The sequence below is a fragment of the Vibrio sp. 2092 genome, assembly GCF_033339635.1.
Taxonomy (GTDB): domain Bacteria; phylum Pseudomonadota; class Gammaproteobacteria; order Enterobacterales; family Vibrionaceae; genus Vibrio; species Vibrio alginolyticus.
The window spans coordinates 1-22,545 of sequence record NZ_JAWOUY010000037.1; the positions used below are offsets into that span (position 1 = coordinate 1).

Consider the following 22,545-nt stretch of genomic DNA (forward strand, 5'->3'; position numbering starts at 1 on the left):
CTGAAACTCAGTATGTTGTTTAAGAACTGAACAACATGGGGCTACCATGTCTTCTCATCGAATTAAGCAACAAAGCCCCCTAGAGGTACAAGAAATGGTTACTGTAGTCATACTTGTGAATTCAAGGACAAGCAAGAAAAAGACGTAGAGAGGAACAAAGCCTGATTTTGCTTTTCCTTAAGTGATGCTTAAAATGATATTTTTATAAACTGATAAAGAGGTTAGTATATGATAAGTTGGCTATTCGAAAAACTGGGAAGGAATTCAAGTAAGATTCAGGATAAAAGAATTTCAAGCTATCTTAATCAAGATATAATTAACAAGAAAAAAATTAATTCTTCTGACCCTACTATAGATACATCAGCATCTATACTAAAGAACGATCTTAAATCACAACTAGAAATTATTGAAAAATTAGATTCGGCTTTCGCGATTAATCACAATACGCTAGCCTACATCATGGCTCATGGTGCAATGATAATGAAAAGAGACTTAACAAAAGATGAGTGTGAAAGGATATGCTATCTAGTTTTGCCTCGTGTCCACGAATCTCATATCCAATCACTATTTATGATGGCTCGACATTCGTTAGCAAAAGCTTCAGAAGGTAATGATCTATTTAGTAATGCAAATAAAAATGTAATACCAGTAGTAATTGATGAGATGAGAAATTCATATAAATCAAACTTTCTACTTGATGAAATCGAGAGAATGAAATCAGCTATTGATGGCATGTTTAATCCTACAGCTTAGATTCTGACTCTTATACAACGTTTGACATTACAATGAAACTGACTTTGCATAAGCATCCAACATTAGAAATTGTTGGTCAATATATTCATTTTTGTTTGATAAAGAGTAACGACTCTAAGCAGGAAAGGGGCAAAAGCTTGCTACAGCAAAAGACAAACTATGACAAAAAGCGTCGAAAAGTTTCGAACTTTATTGTTACTTCTTGCTTTGAGTTGGCCTATTGAGTGAAATTGAGTTTTGATCTTTATTGTCAGTTCTTTGCTATAGTGTCACGTAGCAATCTGCCCCGCGTAACAGAAAAGTTTCAATCTTTGTTGTTCAGCGACATGAGTAATAAGGCTATTAAGCTTAATGAAGCCAATCAAAGGTTGACAGAGCTAATTAATGAGTTGCAGGAGCGTGAGCGTGAATATGACAAAGCTCTTGAGCATTCTGCAAACTATTTAGGTAACGATGAGCGTATAGAGCAGGGTAGGGACGCAAGGGCTCAGGCTTTATTAGAGAGCGTTTCAAGCGTTAAGAAAGAGATAGCGAGTCAAACTCAGGTAGTGAAAGAATTGGCAGCTAACTATTAGGTGGGGTTAATTCATGGCAGAAAAATGTCCTTTCTGTGGTGCTCTTTTTACAGTAACCGAAGTTGGAGGCGGTGGGATTTGTGGGGCTTGTCGTGAGCCTATTGATTGTCCTTATTGCAACGAAACGGTTCGAGAAGAGCGTACTACAGGATTTTTTAAAGAATCGCTTGTAAAAAAACCAGAAAGTCGTCTTTCTCAACATCTGGGGATTACTGATGAAGAATGGGATGAAATGGACGTTGAACTTAATGCAGATACCGGTAGTCATGACGAAATGACTTATTGTTATTGGTTTGAAGTTCCAGAAGGTACACTGCAAGAAATCCTAGATAAAACGGGGTGGAAAGTTGGAGATGTTATCAATGGCATTCCAATTTCGGTTGTTGATACTGAATAGAGGAAAGTTCGTTGAAGTTAGATGACTATTTATTTCATACGATTGAAAATTCGGACTTTCTTTCAGGCTTTGTTGTCGGTCATTTGGTGCTTGAGTCATTAATGAAAAAAGCAGTAGCTAAGTATGACCAAGGGTTAGGTAATTACGCAGATAAGCTAAAGTTCTCTGGTCTTGTTGGGCTGTGTTTCGAAGTAGGTATATTTACGAAACCACAGCAAACCACAATGAATGCAATCAATAAGATGAGAAATAAGTTAGCACACAATCTGGAATATACTCCTTCAAGACAGGAACTGAAGGCGGTTTTTGAGCTAGCAAGCGACTCTTTCTCTGATATCTCAGATGGAATATCACAAGGCATAGATACTTTAAGTGATCCTAGCTGGAAGCATGAAAAAGGTGATTACACTTTGTCGGACTTGTTTATACAAATCGCATATGACTTAGACCTTTTCGATGAACACTCATAGAAAAAGTTGTTCATGCCTTTATGCTCTTTTAACCAAACCTTAAAATCTACCAAATACATAAAACGTACAATCAATTCATTTAGATAGAGCGATAGCTTAACTTTGTTAAGTTGTCGCTTTTTTTTACCCCTTAGATAATTGCGCCCACTGTGAAGTCTTTCTTTCTCCGTCGATTTTGGAAATTTAAAAGCATCATTAACATATGAGAAAGGCAATAAATACGAGGCGTTTAAATGTCGGATGAAAAACCTATCTCAATGCCGGATCTAGTTGATGAACCCGTCCATTTTCTAATCTGGCAGTACGATGAAATTGCAACAGTAGCTATTGGGCTAGTCGTGGGCATCATTATTAACTCTCCCATGCTTGGGCTGCTGGCAGGTTATTTTGCCAAGGTCACTTATATCAGGATTCGAGATGGTAAGCCGAGGGGCTACTTCATTCATCGTTTCCGTGAAATGGGGTTTGCATTTGAGAAGGTAGAACAGCGTAGTTCTATGCAGCCTCCGTTAGTAGATGAGTGGCATTCGTAGCAAACGACTTAGGGATAAACCATGAATTTCCAAAATTTGAAAAAAAGCTTTTCTGAAATGAGAGGTCAGAGTGCGGCAATAAGCTACGCCAATGCGGGGTTAGTAGTCATGCTCGGCGTGTCACTTTGGGGGAACTTCCAGAAAGATACCGTTGTTATAAACAACTTAAATGAGTCGTGTCAGGAGTCAGAGATTTCGTCTAGTTCAATGAATGAAGCGAATCATCGACGCTTAGGTTTCTACTTGGCAGGAATGTTAGGAAACATTACACCGGCTTCAGCTTCATACGTAGAGTCAGCCGTGGCACCTTTCGCTTCTCCTGAAATCTATCACAAGGTTAATGACCTTATCGCTTACCAAATAGCTAGCCTAGTTGAAGAAGAAGTGACCATGAAGTTTTCAGCGGAACGTGCGTTTGTTGAGGACGGTAAAACCTTTGTTACCGGTAAAGGTTCAATGCAGGGGATGACAGGAAAGGCGGATAAGTATGTTCGTACCTATGAGTTCATTTTCGATGTCCAGAATTACACACCTACTTTTGATTACATAGATGTGTACGACGACGTTCCACATGACAGTGAATGGAAGCAAAAAAACCGTAAGAAGTTGGAGGCAGATAAATGATGACCCCGATTAAAAAAGTGTCCTTACTCTTGGCAGTTTGTGGAGCATCATCTCTGGCAAGTGCAACGGATATGGCTAAGTTCAATTCGAACAGTACAGCGGCGCAGCAAGCGACAAGCTCAGAAAATAAAGAGCAAGGTTTGTATGTTATTTCGAATCGTCATCCTAACCGTATAGTCACACCATTTAAGAAACCTTCGCTGAAGATTGATAAGAGTGAAGGAATAACGCATAGCGTTCGAGGAAATGTCGTGTACTTGGCAACGAAGCTCAACACCAATATCGGGGGATTTATAACTGAATCGGGTGATGAGTCAGCAGCGATTGATGTTGTGTTTAAGCCAATGCCTGTGCCACCACAAGAAGTTGTGTTGAAAGGTGGAATCAAAGGAGGATCTGAGATTGCTCGAAGGTTTGAGCGTTCGTCGCCTCGCACTGAATCCATTGTGTCGATCATGTCTGGTATTGCTACCGGAAATCTACCTGCCGGTTATCAAGTTGAAAATGTAAACGCTAGCTATCTGCCGAAGTGTCAGCAGTTAGAGTTGAGCTTTGATTTTTATAATGGTCAGTTTGTCTCTGGTGGTGATTATGTTGTGTCGATTGGTACAGTCGTAAATAAGTCGTCGCGTCCCGTAAAGTTCAAAGAAAACCTCTGTTATGAAGAAGGTGTCGTAGCGGTAGTTGCTTATCCAACGTATCAGCTAATGCCAAAACAAAAGTCTGAAGTTTTGGTTATGTATCATCGAGTGAAAGTTCCAGCTAAAGCCGAGCGAAAACGCCAGTCTCTATTGGGAGGTTCACAATGAAGCTCAAGTTCATGAACAAATACTTCTCTCCATCACAGCAAGGTCGTGTCTACGTTGTCCTAGCTGTAGTAGGTGTCTTTGTTGCAGCGGTAGCGATCATGACCATCCTAGAACCTGAGAGGTCTAGACCGAGAGCTAAACCAGAAGTAGAAAACATCATCACTGATCGCAATTCTAGAGAGTTCGGTATCGAAGCTATCAACGATAAGTTGGTGCAGCAGAAACGAAAGATGGATGACTATGAAAAGGAAGTGGAAATTCTCAACAAGAAAAATGAATCCTTAGAAAACAAGGTTCAAGACACAAAGAGGTTGAACAATGATGTTCGCAACGCACAACGAACAATAGCTCAGCTAAATGATCAACTCGAAAAATTGCGTCAAGAACAAGCTGCTTTTAAAGATAAGCAATTAACTTATTCCAATGAACTTGATGCAGTAAGAGAACAGGGAAGTGGTGAGATCAAGCATCCAGATTTACAAGTGAACCCTGAAAGGCGAAAGGTATCGAGTACTTCATTTTCATATGGTGGTAGACAGGAGCCGAGCTTCGGGGAGTCATCAAGTTACCAGGGAGATCGCAATGTAGTGGTTTCACCTAGACATGTAGCTGAGACAGACACTAGATCAGAAGGACTATTTACGATTGTCGAGGACACTACCCCTGAGAAAGATGACTCCGAGCCTGAAATTTATTTGCCGAGAGGTTCTATTCTCACTGGCGTTTTGATTACAGGTCTTGATGCTCCGACTAGTGCTAAAGCTGCCGATGAGCCTATTCCTGTTTTGGTTCGCATAAAGAAGGAAGCCATCTTACCTAACTTTGCTGTGCTTGATGAGGTAAACGAATGCTTTGCTCTAATGGCTGGCTATGGTGACTTGAGTTCAGAACGTGCCATGTTGCGTGGCGAGTCAATTACTTGTGTGAAAGTTAATGGGGAAGTTATCGAGGCTGACTTCAGGAGCTTTGCTGTTGGCGAAGATGGCAAAAATGGTCTGAAAGGGACGTTAGTTACTCGTAATTCAAAGATTCTTGCCAACTCGATGATGGCAGGATTTGCTGCCGGTTTATCCAGCATGTTTGATGTGAACCCTGTCCCTGTTTTGTCCACAACGTCGAATGGGCAAACACAGTATCAAGATGTCTTTAGTACCGATGCATTACAAGGTGGTGCGGCAAAAGGTGCGTCAGACGCAATGAATAGACTCGCTGACTACTACATGGAACTAGCCGATGCGATGCATCCGGTTATTGAAGTCGGTGCGGGTCGAGTAGTGGACATGATTGTGACAAATGGGACTGGGTTATGAATTTAGTTAAAGCTATTGGTGTGCTGCTATCTGCGGCGTTATTGGGTGGCTGTGCAGTTGGTCAGAGTGAATTTAATTGTTCTGCTGGCGATGAAAACGCTCTTTGTGGTTCATCTAGAACTATCTATAAGGCGACTGATGGCACGTTAGTAACGAATGACACTCTGACTTATATCGAAGATGGTGAACCAAGACAAATTACACTTGATGAGCTTAAAGATATTGAAAATAAACAAAAAAATAAAAAAGTTGCTTCAGGGATTTCGGAAATTTCCACCTATGGGGCAAAATTTAATTACGTACCTCAATCATTCAGTTTCGATGGGGATGTACTGCGAAAAGATGTGAAAGTCTTACGTGTTTGGGTTGCACCTTTTGTCGATACAAATGATGACCTTCATTTGTCTTCGATGGTGTACACCGATATCGAACAACGCAGTTGGGAGCTTGGCACTGTCAATCCCAATTTAAAAACGAGAATTGCTCCACCGGTGACAAAGTCCTTGGTAAACCCTTCCAAATCAGAACAGCGAAGTGTGAAGGAATATCGAGTACCAAAAACCGAGAAAGCAAAACTACAAACAACTTTTGATAACAACTAATCATTTAAACCACACGGAGAAAAAAATGATCGCAACTAACAACAACGTAAGTTTTACGGCTACAGAAAATAACTTGATGAAGATGAAGTTCGCTTTGTCATTAGTTGTTCTGGCAGTGGTATTCAGTGCGTTCGCATCTGCGGGTACGGACACAACATTTGATTCATGGGTGAATCAAATGACTGATTGGCTAGAAGGTTCTCTAGGTAAAGGTGTGTCTATCGCATTCGTTATTGTCGGTATCGTCATCGGTATTATGCGTCAAAGTCTAATGGCATTTGCTGTTGGTGTTGGTGCTGCTCTAGGTATGAACTACACACCAGACATCATTAACAGCATGTTCTCAGCAGTACTTTAATATTTAGGGGGATGTAATGAAATTCACTAAACTAATTCCTGCAACTCTTTGTTTAACTTTGATTGCATCCCCTGCCTTAGCTACCAACGGTGCTCAAGAACAGCTAAAAGCATCCTTAACTCAGGCGAGTAAAGCCGAAAAACTACCCAATGCAAAATCTGTTGTTGTCTTTGGTGGTAGTGAGTCCGTAGTACTAACCGATAACCCTCGATGGGTTATCAAAGGGCAGCTATATGATATGTGGCAAAACACTGAGATTAACAGCAAATCACAGCTACATGACGCCGCAAAGAAGATCCCAATTCAAATCATTAATGTAAACACAACCGATGTTGTAGACATAAGAGTGAATCCAGAAAAATCGGAGGTACTGACGGTTTTTCTTGATCCATTTTTGGAGCATTCAGCCAACGAAATGTACTTGTTAAACAAGTATGCGGCTGACTACCAGATTCGTTACATATTTACCGCAATGTCCCAATCGAACATTAAGCCGTTCTTCTCTTTTGCATGTGAGACACAAACCCTTTCAACTGACCAAGTAATAGAAAAGGTTGTTGATAAGCAGTTTGCTTATGGCAAACGCAAATGTAGGGAAGTGCAAGTAATGAATAGCTTTGGCTTAACACAGTTTCTACATATCAAAGAGTCACCAACGCTTATTGCCCCCAATGACGTTTTCCATGTGGGAATGCCTACCGAGTTATTGGGCTGGTTACGAAAGAATACTAAATAGGGAGATAAACGATGTTTGATTATAAGTTTAATGAGAATGAAGCAAGTCGTTTATTTCGACCTCTAGCGTTTGATGCTGATACTGACCTGTTTTTGTGCGATGACAACATGCTGGCGTTCAGCTTCGTTTGTCAGCCAACTAGTGGTTGGGACACACAAATGCTATCAACAATCGAATTGTTACTATCTCAAGATCCGTACCCTACTAAATCTTTGCTTAGCTTTTCTTTGTGGGCTAGCCCTGATGTTAGGGAGTTCCTGAAAGGCTCTGACTATCTGAGAAGTTCTTGCCGAGAGGTTTTGCATCGAGAGGTTCATGACAATGCGTTAGGCTATCTATGGTCAGCTACACGCGATTCGGCAGAGGTTGTTCAGAATACGAAAGTCCGTAATTTCCAGCTTCTTGTGACATTCAAACTGCCTGTAGAGTCATTGGATGTGAATCCCGAAGAAATTCAGGAGATTCAGTCCATTCAGAGAACGATGGAACAGCGTTTGATTAAAGCGCAGCTTGCACCACGACGAATGAACAGCGTAATGCTGGTCAATATTATGAATACGGTCATGAACTGGCAGGAAGACGCTGAGTGGCGAACTACGCAACAACTACCTGTTGATGAGTTTAGTACGCTTAATGAACAGTTTGTTCAATATAATACTGGCGTGTTCAAAACACAGGATGGGGTTGTACTTGGTACTAAAAAGAACCCAACATTTGTGAAAATGCTCACGGTTCGTCGTTTTCCCCGTAAAGCTTATACCGGTCAAGCATTTAAGTGGTTTGGTGATCCATTCGATGGACAAGGCTGTGTAAACCAGAATTTCATGATCACCGTGAATATTCATTACGCTGACCATGCAAAAGAGAAAGGACAAGTAGAGACTAAGAAAAGTCATTACATCAAACAGTCGTTCAGTTCACTGACTAACTTTGCCCCGAAAATCAAGGATATGAAAGCTGACTTAGAAGAACTTTCATTATCTTTACAGGACAAGGGTAAAGCGATCAAAGTGACGCTTTCGGCTGCTGTCTTTGGTCGAACTGAAGAAGATGCTGAAGCCGGTATCACTGGTTTACAGTCTTACATGAAGCAATCAGGGGTAACGATGGTGTCAGAGGATTCATTCTCTGTACCGTCATTCATCCAATTGATGCCGTTCGGGGCTTGTAACCATGCTGTAGCACACTCTCGTCGCTACTTCACGATGGCTTCTAACCATGCACTACCGATACTTCCTCTCTTTGCTGAGTGGAAAGGTACTGGAACCCCAATGTTACAGTTTGTGAGTCGAACAGGGCAGTTGATGAATATTGACCTCTATGATTCAAAAACCAACTTTAACTGTGTGATTTTTGCAGAGTCGGGAGCTGGTAAGTCATTTCTAACTAACGAAATTATTCGCTCCTACCTCAATACAGGTAATAAGGTTTGGACGATTGATGCAGGTGAATCCTACAAGAAACTTTCAAGTAGCCTTGGAGGGAGTTTTACTGCATTTGACTCTGGCTCAGACCTAAGCCTTAACCCTTTCACAATGATCGATGACTCCGATCCTGAAGCATTTCTCGATTCTTTGGAAATGCTGTCTGGTTGTTTGATTGCTATGGCATTCACGAAAGAGTCTCCGACCGATCTACAGTCTTCCGAAATGGAGCGAATCTTAACTCAGGTTTGGAATGAGAAACGTCAGTCAGCCAAGATTGACGATATTCGCGCTAAATGCTTAGAAGACGAGGATATTCGTGTTCGTGACATGGGCAAACAGCTAAGTGCGTTTTGTTCTGATGGGCAGTTTGGTAAGTATTTCGATAAACCACACAACGTAGAGTTCAATGGGAACTTCAACGTGCTCGAATTGGATGGTTTGAGTGAGCGTCCTCGCCTTCAAGCGGTAGTTCTTTTCCTATTGATGGTTCAAATCTCGCACTCGATGTACCACGAGTTCAAAGAAAACCGTGACGTAAAACGTTTGGTTATCATTGACGAAGCTTGGGACTTGCTTGGTAACTCGAAAGCTGTTGAAGCATTCGTTGAAAAAGGTTTTCGACGCTTCCGTAAGTATGGTGGGTGCGGCATTGTCGTTACACAGTCAATTATGGACTTGCAAAAATCATCATCAGGTAAAGCGATTGCCGAGAACGCTGCAAACACCTTTATCCTGAAGCAAAAAGATTCAACCATTGCTAATGCTAAAAAAGACGATTTGATGGCATTGCCACCGGCTGGTTATCAGTTGTTGAAGAAGGTAACTACTGAAATTGGGCATTACTCAGAAATTTTCTTCAATACCAATGCTGGCATGGGTATCGGAAGGCTTATTGTAGATCCGGTTCGTATCATGATGTACTCAACACGAGCGCAAGATAACCAAGCGATTGAATCGTACACCAAAAATAACGTTCCACTATCACAAGCCATGAAGCAGGTCGCACAGGATAGGCAGATGATCCGCTTTCCTGTAGAACGCCCTGAATTTCTAGATGAGCCTGTGACTCAAACTATTTCCATGATGGATGCACAAGTCCTTGAGATGCCGAGTAAGAGTAAACCAACGCTTCACTTGGTAGAAGATGATGGGGTGGTCAATGAGTAGTGAGGGTGTGATGACAGGAACAGAGACTAAACGTGCTCATCCATTGAATTTCCCGATAAAAATGGTTTGGGTTGCAATTGCTATGATTTTTACGTTCCACCTAGCAGTTACAACACTAACTAAGCACTATTTGTTGGTGGTTGATGGCAAGGACGCTAGTGAGAGATGTATCCCTGAGTTTTCCGTGTATTTACTAAAGAGAAACTACGGTCAAATTGAGCATGGAAAAATCTATACGTTTAAAGCAAAGGGTATGACACCGTTCTATCAGGACAACATGCTTATAACGAAATATGCAGTAGGGTTGCCAGGTGATGAGGTCATTCAGAATGCGAAAGGAGTTTTCATTAATAATGAGCGCATTACTGATGACTACCCATTGATAGATAAGCTTGGCGTGGATCAGGAAGCTCTATATAAGAGCTACCACCTTAAAGATAACGAAGTGTTTTTCACTGCACCGGCTGAGCGTAGTTTTGACTCCCGCTATTGGGGAACGGCAGATATCAATGAAATCGTTGGTGAGGCGATTCCGTTATGGTAGTTGCTAAGCAAACACTCTTGAGCCTTATTTTGTTTTCCGGCACCGCATTCGCTGATAGCAGTGCCGAATATTCGAGCATGCCTGATAGCATTGTTCAGTCCAAACAAACTGCATTAACCCAAGGACAGAACGCTTTGGGTGATGAGTACATGAACAAATTGCTGCGCAAAAATGAAGCAATACACTCGGCAACCTTTTCAACTAAAGTGGCAACCGAACATCAAGATGGTGTTGAGCCTCAAACCGATATCCACTATGTGATTTTAGTTAGTGATGCTATGGGCAAACGTGAGCTTAAACACTTATTCAAATCGTTGTCTCACCGCAACGATGTGTCTTTTGTTGTAAGAGGTATCTTGCCAACAGAAAAGACAATTACCGATGTTGGTAAGCGAATTATTGGGCTTATTAAAGACCTCCCTGAAGTTCCTAACGTGAATCTAGATCCGCGACCATTCCAAAATATTAACGCTGAATATGCACCTCAAATCCTTATGTACAAAGGGGACTCGGTTGTTCTCTCTGCTGCTGGGTTGGTTAACCCTAACTACCTAAAAACTGAGTTTGAAAAGGGAAAACGAGGTGATTTAGGAAATTTTGGGAGCATGGTTAAGATATCTGAAAGAGATCTAACTGAGGTTCTAAAAGAACGTGCAGCGTTGCTCGATAAGGAAGCGTTGATTGCTGATGCAAAGGATAGGTTTTGGGATAACGTAGCGTTTACTGCATTACCGAACGCTACTGAAACACTAGTACGCAGCTTTGTGCCGGAAGTAGTTGTCCGTGAAGATATTGTCACTCCGAACGGTGATGTTATTGCGTTCGCAGGAGAGAGAATTAATCGCCTGAATACCCTCCCATTTACTCAACGACTAGTCGTGTTCGATCCAACTGACCGTAAGCAAATGGAATTTGTTCAGTCATTACCGGAATCACCGCTACGAACCAAATTTATCGCAACACGTTTTGATAGAAGCCTTAAATGGGATGCTGTTAAGTCGGTAGAAAGACAACTCAATGCATCTGTGTATCAGCTAAAACCAGAGCTAGTCACAGCGTTTGATTTGCAAGTCGTACCAAGCATCGTAACTGCTGATCATCAAAGAAAAGTCTTTGTTATCAGTGAAACCAAAATGGAAGACTGAGACTTTTTACATGCTCAAGAAAGTAGCGTTAGCTGTTGCTCTAGGAGCAATCACGTTTAGTGAAATGACACTAGCAGACGATGTAGCACAACTCGGTGAATGTCGTGATGGTGGGGTATTAGATGGGTCTATGTTTACTGACGTTCCGTGGAATGCCATGTATCCAATCCGATTAGCAGGAGTCAACCTTAGCCCAAGTGGAAATGGTGCGCCTAGTGACGCTACAAAAAAAGCATTCTGTGCATGTGAAGATGACTTGGGGATAGCAGTACCAGGATTTACACAATCAATGTATGAACCGGCTAGGCTCATTGAGCTGGTACGTGAACCCGACTGCATGATGTCATTAGGTGGTGCTGAAATGGGTATGACTAATGGACGCATGAGGGGATCTACTGGACAAAATGAGCAAGAGGGTGGTCAAGGCGCTCAGAACGCTTTTTGGCACTATCACTACTTTGCTTACCCCTTGCTATTAATGCTTGAAATGGTTGTCGCTAACCGTTGTGGTGATGGGTTCATGTCTATGGATTTACTTTATGTTAGCGAACTCGATCCAACATGGAATGATGCTGAATTGGCGGCATTTTCTAATCCTGAAGCTGCGCTGTTTGGTAATCCTATCGCGTTAGCGTCATGTCTTGCTGATGGGGCTGCTGCTGCTGTTGGTAAGTCAATGGATGAGCTGTTTTGGTGCGCAGGGGCATGGGGTGGTATCTATCCGCTTTCTGGCTTTGTATCGACTAAAAGTTCTATTGCCACAAAAACAAGCTTGTTAGCAACGCGCTCAGTTGCAGCTCTACACCGAAGACTACTAGCGAGAAAAACCACTGGTGATGATGCCCTGTGTGATGCTCCCCTTTTTCCAACTATTCCAAAATCACAATACAAAATGAACATGATGTATCCCGTAGCCGAAAGGAACGAGGCGCACGAGATAGGCGAACCATCATTGCAGTGGGGAGAATGGCGAAACATACCATCCCAAGAAGATGCGATTTACATGCTGTGGCGATACAACGATTGCTGCACCACCTACTACTAATGTGAGGTGCGAACAATGTTACTTAGAAGTGCTTTGGTTGCTTGTTGCACGATTTCTTTTTCAGCGTGGTCTTTCTGCTTTGATGAAGCGGGTAGGCGCTTTGATGTAAGCGTTCCTTTGCTAAAAGCGGTTTGCTTTACAGAATCGAGCATGAGAGCCAATGCCATCAATGGAAAAAACTCTAACGGGACTGTCGATTACGGTCTATGTCAAATCAATTCGTGGTGGTTTCCCAAACTAAAAAAATACGGGATCACGAGAGAAAGCTTGCTGAATGATCCATGCGAAAACACGCTGGTTTCGGCGTGGATATTAGCCGGAAACTTTGAAATTACATCGGATGGATGGAAAGCGGTGGGAGCTTACAACGCAGGTTGGGAGAACACACCTGAGAAGGAAGCAGCAAGGCAAGAGTACATTGCCCTGGTTAAACAGAACTTGGAGAAAATGACACATGAGTAAAGTGTGGCTTTTAAACGCGATGATATTGGTCAGCTTGGTTGGGTGCACCTCAACAATTAAGTGTGGTCAGCCATTCACGATCATTGACGGAATGAAGCAGCTCCAAATAGAAAATAATTCAAGTCAATCAACGGAGAAATAGATATGGCTACTAACGAAAAACGCGCGTATTCACGCCCTGCAATAAAGAAGATGCTAAGTGTGAAATCAGAATCAGCTATCAATGCTGTTGAAACGTACATGAATAAAACGCTGAGTGCTATCTATGCACTTGATGTGATCCTGTTTTACATCAGCGATGAAGCGACTAGCGAAGCTGCTAACCAAAAAGTAGCTGATTTGTTCGATGAAAAAATGAAGTTCTTCAACAAGAAGATTAACCACTACAACAACATTGTTGAAGACAGTGGGATGGTCGATATCGTTTGGACACAAGAGTTTTCTGAAGAATACCTAATCTTCTCGCCACTGTGCGGTCAGTACATTCAGCTCATCAAAAAGTTCGACATTTTAACTAGCTTGATTGAACAGGCATGGTTAAACGGACACATTCCTTCAAGTGAACGTAAAGACCGACAAAAGGCACTTCAGAGTCATATGCGTAACGTTTCTCGCTATGTGATCAATGCATCTCAAACCGCGATGCGTTTAGCCAAATCTGCGGGTAAAGAAAAAGAGGTCATTGAATCTGTTGAGAAGATTGGCGTTACCCATGAGATCGCAAAAGAAGTCTTGGATACCACAAAAGCTGTGCAATCAGCGGAGATGGAAAAGACTGAAGACGGTGAAGATGAGCCTGTTGCTCATACCGCCTAAGCAACATAAATAGACGAAAGAATAGGGTTTGCTTGATGTTAAGAGATAGGTTTGATGGGTTTGTAGGGCAACTAATTAGCTATGTGGTGATGATTACAACCACTCTATTGCCGCTACGCATGGCATATGCTCAGCAGGAGTTTGATCAGGCGGTAGTTAATGCGAACTCATTTGCTCAATCTATGCTCAATCAACGAGCAAACCCTACCTATGATGCTGAAGGGAATCTTCTGGTCGATGGGCAAGTGTACATGAGCCAGAAGCAAATAACGGGGCAACGTGATAACGACTACCTACCAGCAGGGGTAGATGTGTATGGGTCTGATGCTCAGACCATCATGCAGGGACAAGCAGCACAAAAAAAGTATGAGGAAAAAACTCTAGCCACGGCTGAAACATCTGGCGAACGCGCTTACCACATTCTAAAGAAATCAATCTCAAACCAAAAACCAGACTTAGCTAATGATCCTATTTGGGCAGCTACAGACGATGTGTTCAATAACTTAGAAGAAATTGCTCAAGACTTTGCTAATTGCACTATTGATAAAGAATTGGTGTATAGCGGTGATTCTTACCACGTTCCTGTGTACAAAACCTGTGAAAAGCTTCCAGCTATCGAAGAGAGCTATAGCGTTTTTCATGAGTACAAAGTCGGTGTTATCAAGCACAGTTCAGGAGCAACCAATATAAGTTCCTGTGGTGATGGCTGCACTACTCTATGGTTAGGAACAATTGGGAACAACTACTGGAAGGGGAGTTGTAAGATTTTTGAAGAAAGTATGGCTGTTGAAGTTATTCAACCGTCAGCTATTCAATCGGCAATTATCGACTACGCGAAATTCGATGACTGGTTCCAAATCTATTTAAATAGCAGCAAAGTCTACAATGCACCATATCCTGACCAATTCCCGCCTGAAACGGCCGGAAGTTGTGAGCTTAGCACGAGTTGGGTTAAAAATCCGAATATCAATGTGGTCAATTCTTTTCGTAACGTTCCTGAAAATACCATTGTTGAATTCAAAAATCGCACTTCAGTGAGTGGTAGTGGGGAGGGCTATGCCAAGATAACCATTAATTATGATGTCGAAGACTTGGTGTATGAAGAAACTTGGTCAGACCAAGATTTGATAGATAAAGCCTACCAAATAAAGCAGCAAGCCGATGATAGGTTTTGTGAGGCTTCCTTTACGTGTGCCAATATGCCAACCACTGTCGATGAAAATGGTTGTGGTGTGATCAATGGCGTCAAAGTGTGTGAAGAGAACTTTGGAGATAACCCACTGGCGGGATTAGGTATTAGTCCATTTTGTCAGCGTGTTGATATTCAGAGTAACTGTGCTTTCAACGAAGGGGAAATATGTACAACAAACACTGAAGGTGTAAAAACGTGCTTCGACAATGATACTGTCGATAACAACCAGTGCGCTAAATACGAGAATGACGAAACATGTAGCTACATAAAGACAGAGTGCGTGGAAGGAGCTGAAGGTGCTAGCGGTGAGTGCTATGTACAGTTAGATACCTATGACTGTGGTTTTGATGCCTCTACGGGAACCGCTCACGAAGAAGAAGTCTTACGCTGTGATGGACAAATACAATGTATCGGAGAGTCCTGTTATAACCCTGAAAGAGATTTAGCCAATAATGATTTTGGCGAAGTTAACGCCTACCTTGAGATGCTTAGGTATGCCCAAGCGGATATGACTTGCGAGGGTATACCGGAGCGACCATTCGATCCAACAAATCCACCGGATAGGTATGAACCAGTTCCAACTTGTCCTACCGGAGCCGTGTACGATAAGACTACAAACAAATGTCTGAAGCAAACAGCTTGTGAGTATTCCGACAACGATTTTTATGCGGTAAGTCGTCGTGACGGTATTCAAGTGCTTATGAATAACACTGTTGTTGCAAACGAACCTAGCGTTCTGACTTGTACAACTCTCATAAAAAACGGCACTGCCTACACTTGTGGCGAAGCTCGTAAGAATGTGGGTACTGATACGTTCTATGAGGTGTGTACTAATACCGTTAGTGAACCTACGCCAAATACTTGTCCGTCAGATGAGCATGAGTTGAATGAGAATACGGGGTATTGTGAAGTACCTCCTATCGTGACCTGCCCTGATGGATTTGTGCTAGTTCAGGGTTCGGATATGTGGAGTTCCGAAGACGATGTTTGCCGCCTTGAGACTCCGGTAACGTATAACTGCGACAAGTCTCATGAATACTACAATCCCGAAACCGGTGTTTGTGACGGTTTGTTGTATGACGTTGCTACCTGTGACGATCCGATGAACTTGGAAAATGATATTTGTACGGCAACATTAACTGATGATGTTCAATGCCCTTCTGGTCAGTCATTTATCTCAAGTCAAGAAGTGTGCAGCCAAACATTAGTGAACAACGCAACGTGTCCTAGCGGCTCATCTTTAGAAAATGATCGATGTAATGGGTTGCTTGTTGAGCAAGCTGAGTGTCCATCGGGACAGGCGCTTAAAAATGGTGTGTGTACCGTGACTTTATCTCAGCCAGCAGGGTGTCCATCGGGTTACACGCTAGAAGATGATATCTGTTCTATTACTTTAACAACTGATCCAAGTTGCAAAACAGGGCAAAGCTTTGATTCAAAAGCCGGAATGTGTAGCCAAACTTTAACTAGCAATGCAACGTGTCCTAGCGGTTCATCTTTAGAAAATGATCGTTGTAATGGATTGCTTGTTGAGCAAGCTGAGTGTCCATCAGGTCAAACACTTGAAAATGGTGTGTGTAGTGTAACTTTAGCAAGCAACGCTACATGCCCATCTGGTTCCACATTAGTTAATGATCAATGTAAAGGCACAGCAACATCAGCTCCTAACTGCCCAAGCGGATATGCTTTGAATAATGGGCAATGTGAGAGAGTGTTAACTACATCGCCTGAGTATTCATGTGCTAACGGTGGCGTTTTTGGATCAACAAACGTATGTATAGATGAATACACAGAATGTAGGTATGACGATAACAACTTTGTTCATATCGCCTTGCACCCTACGTTTGGTATTCCTGTTGCTATGCATGGGTATTGGGATGGAAGTTTAGTCAACTCTGAATCTGCTGATTTAACTGGTGATGGCATTATCGGAGATGATGGGACGGAATACAGTCTAGGTGAGCAAAAAGCAGGAGGTTCAGGTCATTCGAATATACGTTATGAGATCTGCTCACTACAATCCAAAGAAACGGAGGCTATCGCTACCTGTCCAGATGGTTACAGTTTGCAGGGGGATGTTTGTGAGTTTTATAGTGCACAGCCCGTTAGTTGTTCAAGCGGATATAGCTATAACTCCACATCAGGAATGTGTGAAAAAACCACTGTATCAAGTCCATTGTGTCAAAGTGGGTACGGATATAACACTCAAACTAATCAGTGTGAAAAGACAGTAAACAGTAGCCCTACCTGTGACACTGGATATGGCTTTAACCTGTCAACGAATCAGTGTGAAAAAGAGATCGATATGGCTCCTATTTGCTCAAGTGGGTACAGCTATGATCCAGTGTCGAATAAGTGTAAGAAGACCGTTGAATCAACACCGTTCTGTCAATCAGGATATCAATACAACGACGATTTACAGCTTTGTACAAAACACCAAACATCTTCACCGCTATGTCAAAGCGGCTATGGATATAACACTCAAACTAATCAGTGTGAAAAAACAGTAAACAGTAACCCAATTTGTGAGACAGGGTATAGCTTCAACTTATCTACTAATAAGTGTGAAAAAGAGATCGATACGGCTCCTATTTGTACAAGTGGATACAGTTATGATCCAGTGTCGAATAAGTGTAAGAAAATTGTTGAAAGTGAGCCTCAGTGCCAAACTGGGTACGAATATTATGATGGGCTTTGCTACAAAGAGATTTCATCTGCCCCTAATTGTCCTGATGGATATGCATATAGCACAATTACAGGTCAGTGTGAGTTGAAAACAAGCTCTCAACCGCGATTAAGTTGTGACACCGAAGGGACTAGTTACTATGCGCCAACAAATACATGTCGCTTAGATATTGAGGCAGAGCAATCATGTCCAAGTAGTTTTCCTGTATGGAGTGACGACGAAAACCGTTGTATGTCGGGTTCTCTTAGCCCGTTAGCAAAAGTTCGAACCAAGTTGGAGTTGAACGCCGACATTGACGCCAACAATCCTAATGAGGCTCAGGCTTTAATAGCGTATGCCGTGGCTCCTTTCTCTCATCTTGCTTCGGCACTTATGCCGACAGCTTATGCAGAAGAAGTTGCAGAGCCGGAAGATAGTGTCACTCAAGATACTATGAATGCATACATTGGTGAGAAGTTCGAATATGCAGCTCAAACATTTGACTACCAAAAGGCGATGTTTGCTCAAGGTCAAAGCCAGCTATTAGGGATGATGTCTAGTAGCGCACCGTCTGATGGTCAAGGCACAACGAATGTTCAATGTGAACTGTTTAAAGGTGAGGCAATGGAATGCAAGCAAGCGGTTGGTGGCATGCAGGACTGTTGTGAATCGCCAGTCACCGTTTCGCTTGGTGATTACATCACTTTGACAAGACACATGATGAGTATGGACTCCCTCACAGGGCAGGTGTTTGGCTTAGACGGCTATACGGGAGTTTGGGATATCGCTTCAAATTGGACTAGCGAAGCCGCTAGTACAGCTTTTGATGCAGTACAGAGCACATTTACGTCTGGTGCTGATGTGGTTGCTCAACAAGGTACAGAAGCTGTTGGTGAAGGTGCAGTGAATGCAATGGCTCAATCTATGATGACCTATACGAACGCATTCTTGACCGAAGCATTTGGTCCTGAAGTCGCGGGGATGTTCTTTCAACAGGCAGGGACCGATGCTGCCGGTAATGCAGTACTTGGAGCATCACCACAAATGGCTGCTGCGGGACAGGCTCTTATGTATTGCTATTACGCTTATTTAGCATATGTAGTCTTCAATTTGCTCGTAAACATCGTTTTCGCCTGTGAAGAAGAAGAACTCGATTTGGCTATGAAAGTGGAGCTACTTTCAGCCCATTATCTTGGTTCGTACTGTAAGACCGAAGTTTTAGGAGCGTGTATTGAAAAGAGAAAATCATACTGTGCCTATGACTCCCCGCTTTCCCGTATTTTGATGGAGCAAATATATCAGCAACCTCAAATGGGTTTGTCCTGGGGCAGTGCAAAGAATCCAAACTGTTCGGGATTAAGCATAGAAGACATTGGCAACGTAGATTGGGATCAAGTGAATCTAGATGAATGGGTAGGAATACTCATTGAAACGGATAACTTTATCCAAAACGATGTTATTGATATTGAGCGTTTAACCGGTAGTGGTTCGCTACTTAACTATGGTGACACCACTGAGACAGAGCGCCAGAATGTATTAGAGAAAAACACGGATAGATTTGACGACATTGATGTGGATGAAGTTCGCAGAGATGCTTATGAAGATGCATGGAACGAGCAACAGAATTGATAGGTGAGTAATGAGTAATAACAGTGTCGCGTTCGCAAGTTGTGCAGGAACCCTAGAAGACTACTTTAAGTCTGATATCTGTGCGAACAGAACAATATATTGTCAGTTTAGGCTAGAGAGTTTAGGGGTTTTGGGCGAACACTTGGTGCAAGAGGCAGTAAATAGAAACAAAATAAAGTATGTCATTTTCTGTGATGGGAAAGTGATTAAAAGGAGTTAGGAAAGCAAGCTTAGATAGTAGAATAAGAGTAATTAAATTATTAGTGGTGCAGGGAATTATGTCTTTAAAAACGTTAGCAATATTGGTCAGTGCAGTTTCTCTTACAGCGTGTGTGAGTGCACCTAAGCAGGACTATACACATTTGCCATATGACAACGCTCAGAGCGAAGCGTACAACATAGCTAAACAGACAAGTCTTTTAAAGGACTACTGGCATGGCTCGACTATAGCGAGTCCATTGAAGGACTTTTCAACATCAGAAATAGATGCAACAGAAACCAGTTTGCGCGAGTATCGCGGCGGTAATGTGTCGGTAGGTACGGGCTTGCTAAGTATTGTAACTGGTGACTTGACCGGAGTAATCAGCGTGGCAGGAGGCGCGGTAGCAAACCTTGCACAATCAGGTCACGCGCCAAGTAATCAAATTAGGCTGTTTGTAGAGCTGCCTAAGAGCAAATATGCTAGTAATGTAGAGGCTGAAAAGTTCATAGTTACCAGCATGGAACAAGCAGCAAACAAGGTACTTTCACGATATGGTCAGGTGAAGCAAATATCACCAAAGCCTGAAAGTGCTTATGATGCATTTTGGGTTGAAAAGTCAGGTAAGTCGATTCCCTTTAGCCTAGTTAACCGAAAAGAAAGTGAGCTAAAAGGCGACTCTATAGCTGAAGCCGCAACATCAATAGATGGCAGCAATGAGGTTCAGTTAACCTACGGTATTATTGAGGATTCGGGTGTTAACTGGAATAAGGTTATCGTAAACCCGCCAATGCCATTCGTTTACTCAGTAGAAGTGAGTCCAGTAAACACCGTGGAGTTCTACAAAGAGTATTCAGCTCAACTACCGGATGGGTTCTATATTTACGTCCCAAGCTTTCCGAACACATCTTGGAATAGTAAAACCTACTTTGACAATTCAATTATTGTTCCCTCAATCTTCACTCAAGGTGAGCAATACCAGTTTATCAAACCTTAATAAAAGTAATTGAGAAATCTATAGCCCCTCATCGTAGGGGCTTTTTTACGGAGGAACAATGGAAAACTTACTGAATAATTCCAATGCTTGGTTAGCAATTGCTCTATTCATTGTGCTAAGCGTATTGATTGGCTCAAAGGGAGGAAAGAAGCGGGGTGGATATAAACCGATTAAGAATTTAAACACAAAGTGTGAACAGAACTTCTTCAAGCAGCTATTACGTCGATTGCCAAATGGGGTTTATGTTGCGTGTAAAGTTCGTTTAGCAGATATTTGCTTACCAACGAATAACAAGGACATTGGTGGGTTCAATGCCATTGCGAAAAAGCATGTTGATTTCGTACTTCTCGATCAACAAACAAGTGAGATTTTATGCGTCATTGAACTAGATGACAGGAGTCATAATTCAGCAGCAGCGAAGAAAAGAGATAGGGTTAAGGACTCGGTTTTTAAAAGTGCTCAGATTAAATTGATTCGCGTTAAAGCATCGAGATCATATAAAAAAGATATAGATGGAATATTGGAAAGTGTTGCTAAGTATGAGAACGAAACTACCTCACAAAATAATAGTGGCAAGTGTCCCCAATGCTCATCTGAGAAGTATCAACAGATCGATTTAAAGGGATTGCAAAAAGGGAAGCACTATTATCTGTGTGAGGTTTGTAATTATAGCACCGAGCCTATTAAAACTGTTTAAAGAACAATTGCAGAAAGTGGCGTTTAGAGCCAATTTGGTTTTCTACTCGCTTGATGACTTGTGAGATAGCTGACTTACTTTTGTTGCTTTCAATTGCAATGCTGGTCAGAGGCTCATGCTTAGCTAGTTCTTCCAAGATCGATTGGGCATTACCATCAATTTTCAGGAACGCTTCAGCTTTGGCTAGCTCCGTTTTGTTCGCGTGAAACTGTTGAGGTTCTTCATGCAAAACAATATGGGAAATGTCACTGATGAAACGCTTATCAAACAGGTGATTAGCCTTGATAAGTGCTAGGAACGCTTCCAGATTAGGGATGTCTGTTGATTGGGTAAAAACAGAAATGGAGACGTTTGGGTGTAGTGTTCGTAGCTTATAAAGCTCATGCATTGTTTCGTGAATGGACGTACCTAAATACAGATCACTGATGATGAATTGACAGCCATTAAAATCAAACTGCTTTAGTTCTTCCAGGGTAGTTAACGTTGTAATGGTAAGAGTACCGTTAGACGTTTTTTGAAAGTCTCGGCAAATCGCTTCTGCTATGATAGGCTGATCTTCAATGATGACAATATCCATGCGTATACTCAATGTTATTTAAACGGCTAATGCTACTTCAGAGTTATAAACTACCGTGATAGAAAAGAAAGAGAACAATTTAAGCAATAAAATTGCTGGCATCGTTCATGATTATTGGGTCGAGCATGATAGCACTATCGAGAACACAAATAAAATATTCAGGAAATCATTTCTCTGTATTATCTTTACAAGCATCTTAGGCATAGGATCGGTGTTCTATCTTGATGCAATAAACATGTTTGAGAAAAAGGTGGTAATTGGTAATGTAAACGAGGTAGGAGTTAACAGGGAATTGCTTATTTCATATTTTAATGGAACATATAAGAGCGTTTCCAAATATATAAATAGAGATGATTACTTTGAGGTGGTAGAAAAGATTGGTTTGAAAGGAGTTAAATATAAAGCCAGCCAAATATTATCAGGAGATATTGTATATCAAAACCTACAATTGATAGATAAAAACTCAACGTTGAATGTTAAATTCGTTATTTCAAATGGTAGGCTTAGAACCTATCCCAAAAGGAATTGTCAGATAATACATAATGATAATTTATGAGGGCAACGTATGGCAGGTAATAAGTGGCAAATCAGTGATGAACTCTGGGAGAAAATGGCTCCTCTCATCCCGGAACATAGAACTCAACACCCGCTGGGTACGCACCGCAAGCGGGTTGATAATCGCGCTGCAATGAACGCCATTTTCTTCGTACTCAGGACGGGTTGCCAGTGGAATGCGCTAAATGCCACCGGTATATGCTCGTCAAGCTCTGCTCATCGCCGATTTCAGGAGTGGCGGGATGCTGGCGTATTTGAACG

The 22,545-nt window shown here is 42.0% G+C and carries 23 protein-coding genes; 22 read left to right on the plus strand and 1 reads right to left on the minus strand.

Translation table 11 applies throughout. From position 1 onward, the window contains the following. Nucleotides 1–228: 228 nt before the first annotated feature. The 20 genes from R7P80_RS29200 to R7P80_RS29295 all read left to right on the plus strand — a co-directional run bounded on the left by R7P80_RS29200 (nucleotide 229) and on the right by R7P80_RS29295 (nucleotide 21,152). Nucleotides 229–753: a hypothetical protein gene (locus tag R7P80_RS29200; RefSeq protein WP_225492287.1), complete on the plus strand. Its 525-nt coding sequence runs from the start codon at nucleotides 229–231 to the stop codon at nucleotides 751–753. A gap of 230 nt (nucleotides 754–983) precedes the next feature. Next, complete coding sequence (locus R7P80_RS29205) at nucleotides 984–1,328, plus strand: hypothetical protein (RefSeq protein ID WP_225492289.1); 345 nt, start codon at nucleotides 984–986, stop codon at nucleotides 1,326–1,328. 13 nt (nucleotides 1,329–1,341) lie between these two features. Then, entirely contained in the window at nucleotides 1,342–1,725 is a 384-nt protein-coding gene (locus tag R7P80_RS29210; RefSeq protein WP_225492290.1) for a hypothetical protein, read from the plus strand. Nucleotides 1,726–1,736: 11 nt separating this feature from the next. Beyond that, a complete protein-coding gene (locus R7P80_RS29215) occupies nucleotides 1,737–2,195 on the plus strand; it encodes a hypothetical protein (RefSeq protein WP_140301938.1) in 459 nt (152 codons plus the stop codon). 233 nt (nucleotides 2,196–2,428) lie between these two features. Continuing rightward, nucleotides 2,429–2,728 (plus strand): type IV conjugative transfer system protein TraL, encoded by a 300-nt coding sequence (locus tag R7P80_RS29220; protein ID WP_025624840.1) that lies wholly within the window; start codon nucleotides 2,429–2,431, stop codon nucleotides 2,726–2,728. Nucleotides 2,729–2,749: 21 nt separating this feature from the next. Next, a complete protein-coding gene (locus tag R7P80_RS29225; protein ID WP_140134614.1) occupies nucleotides 2,750–3,352 on the plus strand; it encodes a TraE/TraK family type IV conjugative transfer system protein in 603 nt (200 codons plus the stop codon). Beyond that, nucleotides 3,349–4,161: a type-F conjugative transfer system secretin TraK gene (locus tag R7P80_RS29230; protein WP_225492292.1), complete on the plus strand. Its 813-nt coding sequence runs from the start codon at nucleotides 3,349–3,351 to the stop codon at nucleotides 4,159–4,161. Before R7P80_RS29225 ends, R7P80_RS29230 begins: the two co-directional genes overlap by 4 nt. Beyond that, nucleotides 4,158–5,471: a TrbI/VirB10 family protein gene (locus R7P80_RS29235; protein WP_140301936.1), complete on the plus strand. Its 1,314-nt coding sequence runs from the start codon at nucleotides 4,158–4,160 to the stop codon at nucleotides 5,469–5,471. The genes R7P80_RS29230 and R7P80_RS29235 overlap by 4 nt, the downstream gene beginning before the upstream one ends. After that, entirely contained in the window at nucleotides 5,468–6,073 is a 606-nt protein-coding gene (traV, locus tag R7P80_RS29240; RefSeq protein ID WP_140134608.1) for a type IV conjugative transfer system lipoprotein TraV, read from the plus strand. The genes R7P80_RS29235 and traV overlap by 4 nt, the downstream gene beginning before the upstream one ends. Nucleotides 6,074–6,098: 25 nt before the next feature. After that, a complete protein-coding gene (gene traA / locus R7P80_RS29245; protein WP_212733967.1) occupies nucleotides 6,099–6,431 on the plus strand; it encodes a TraA family conjugative transfer protein in 333 nt (110 codons plus the stop codon). Nucleotides 6,432–6,447: 16 nt separating this feature from the next. Further along, on the plus strand, nucleotides 6,448–7,167 hold the full coding sequence (locus tag R7P80_RS29250; RefSeq protein ID WP_140134606.1) for a hypothetical protein: 720 nt from the start codon (nucleotides 6,448–6,450) through the stop codon (nucleotides 7,165–7,167). An 11-nt stretch (nucleotides 7,168–7,178) separates the two neighbouring features. After that, nucleotides 7,179–9,761: a type IV secretion system protein TraC gene (gene traC / locus R7P80_RS29255; protein WP_140134604.1), complete on the plus strand. Its 2,583-nt coding sequence runs from the start codon at nucleotides 7,179–7,181 to the stop codon at nucleotides 9,759–9,761. Next, nucleotides 9,754–10,305 carry a S26 family signal peptidase gene (locus R7P80_RS29260; protein ID WP_180766959.1) on the plus strand — a complete coding sequence of 184 codons (552 nt, stop codon included), beginning with the start codon at nucleotides 9,754–9,756 and terminating at the stop codon, nucleotides 10,303–10,305. The genes traC and R7P80_RS29260 overlap by 8 nt, the downstream gene beginning before the upstream one ends. Then, the gene (locus R7P80_RS29265; RefSeq protein WP_025624951.1) at nucleotides 10,299–11,450 is read left to right on the plus strand and encodes a TrbC family F-type conjugative pilus assembly protein; all 1,152 of its coding nucleotides are present in this window, start codon (nucleotides 10,299–10,301) and stop codon (nucleotides 11,448–11,450) included. The genes R7P80_RS29260 and R7P80_RS29265 overlap by 7 nt, the downstream gene beginning before the upstream one ends. Nucleotides 11,451–11,460: 10 nt before the next feature. After that, nucleotides 11,461–12,495 (plus strand): TraU family protein, encoded by a 1,035-nt coding sequence (locus R7P80_RS29270; RefSeq protein WP_225492294.1) that lies wholly within the window; start codon nucleotides 11,461–11,463, stop codon nucleotides 12,493–12,495. A 15-nt stretch (nucleotides 12,496–12,510) separates the two neighbouring features. Next, nucleotides 12,511–12,957 carry a lytic transglycosylase domain-containing protein gene (locus R7P80_RS29275; protein ID WP_025624954.1) on the plus strand — a complete coding sequence of 149 codons (447 nt, stop codon included), beginning with the start codon at nucleotides 12,511–12,513 and terminating at the stop codon, nucleotides 12,955–12,957. A 144-nt stretch (nucleotides 12,958–13,101) separates the two neighbouring features. Beyond that, entirely contained in the window at nucleotides 13,102–13,773 is a 672-nt protein-coding gene (locus tag R7P80_RS29280) for a hypothetical protein (protein WP_025624955.1), read from the plus strand. 35 nt (nucleotides 13,774–13,808) lie between these two features. After that, a complete protein-coding gene (gene traN / locus R7P80_RS29285; RefSeq protein ID WP_225492296.1) occupies nucleotides 13,809–19,259 on the plus strand; it encodes a conjugal transfer protein TraN in 5,451 nt (1,816 codons plus the stop codon). Between the two features lie 278 nt (nucleotides 19,260–19,537). Then, the gene (locus R7P80_RS29290; RefSeq protein ID WP_140134596.1) at nucleotides 19,538–20,455 is read left to right on the plus strand and encodes a hypothetical protein; all 918 of its coding nucleotides are present in this window, start codon (nucleotides 19,538–19,540) and stop codon (nucleotides 20,453–20,455) included. 58 nt (nucleotides 20,456–20,513) lie between these two features. After that, complete coding sequence (locus R7P80_RS29295; RefSeq protein WP_025625043.1) at nucleotides 20,514–21,152, plus strand: DUF2726 domain-containing protein; 639 nt, start codon at nucleotides 20,514–20,516, stop codon at nucleotides 21,150–21,152. Here R7P80_RS29295 and R7P80_RS29300 read toward each other — a convergent pair. After that, nucleotides 21,139–21,729, minus strand: a complete 591-nt coding sequence (locus R7P80_RS29300; RefSeq protein WP_025625042.1) for a hypothetical protein — start codon at nucleotides 21,727–21,729, stop codon at nucleotides 21,139–21,141. The genes R7P80_RS29295 and R7P80_RS29300 overlap by 14 nt on opposite strands. Before the next feature lie 211 nt (nucleotides 21,730–21,940). Between R7P80_RS29300 and R7P80_RS29305 the strand changes: the two genes are divergently transcribed. Then, nucleotides 21,941–22,285 (plus strand): hypothetical protein, encoded by a 345-nt coding sequence (locus tag R7P80_RS29305; protein WP_318096850.1) that lies wholly within the window; start codon nucleotides 21,941–21,943, stop codon nucleotides 22,283–22,285. A gap of 9 nt (nucleotides 22,286–22,294) precedes the next feature. Then, the coding region (locus R7P80_RS29310; protein WP_206937396.1) for a transposase at nucleotides 22,295–22,545 on the plus strand (251 nt) is incomplete at its 3' end.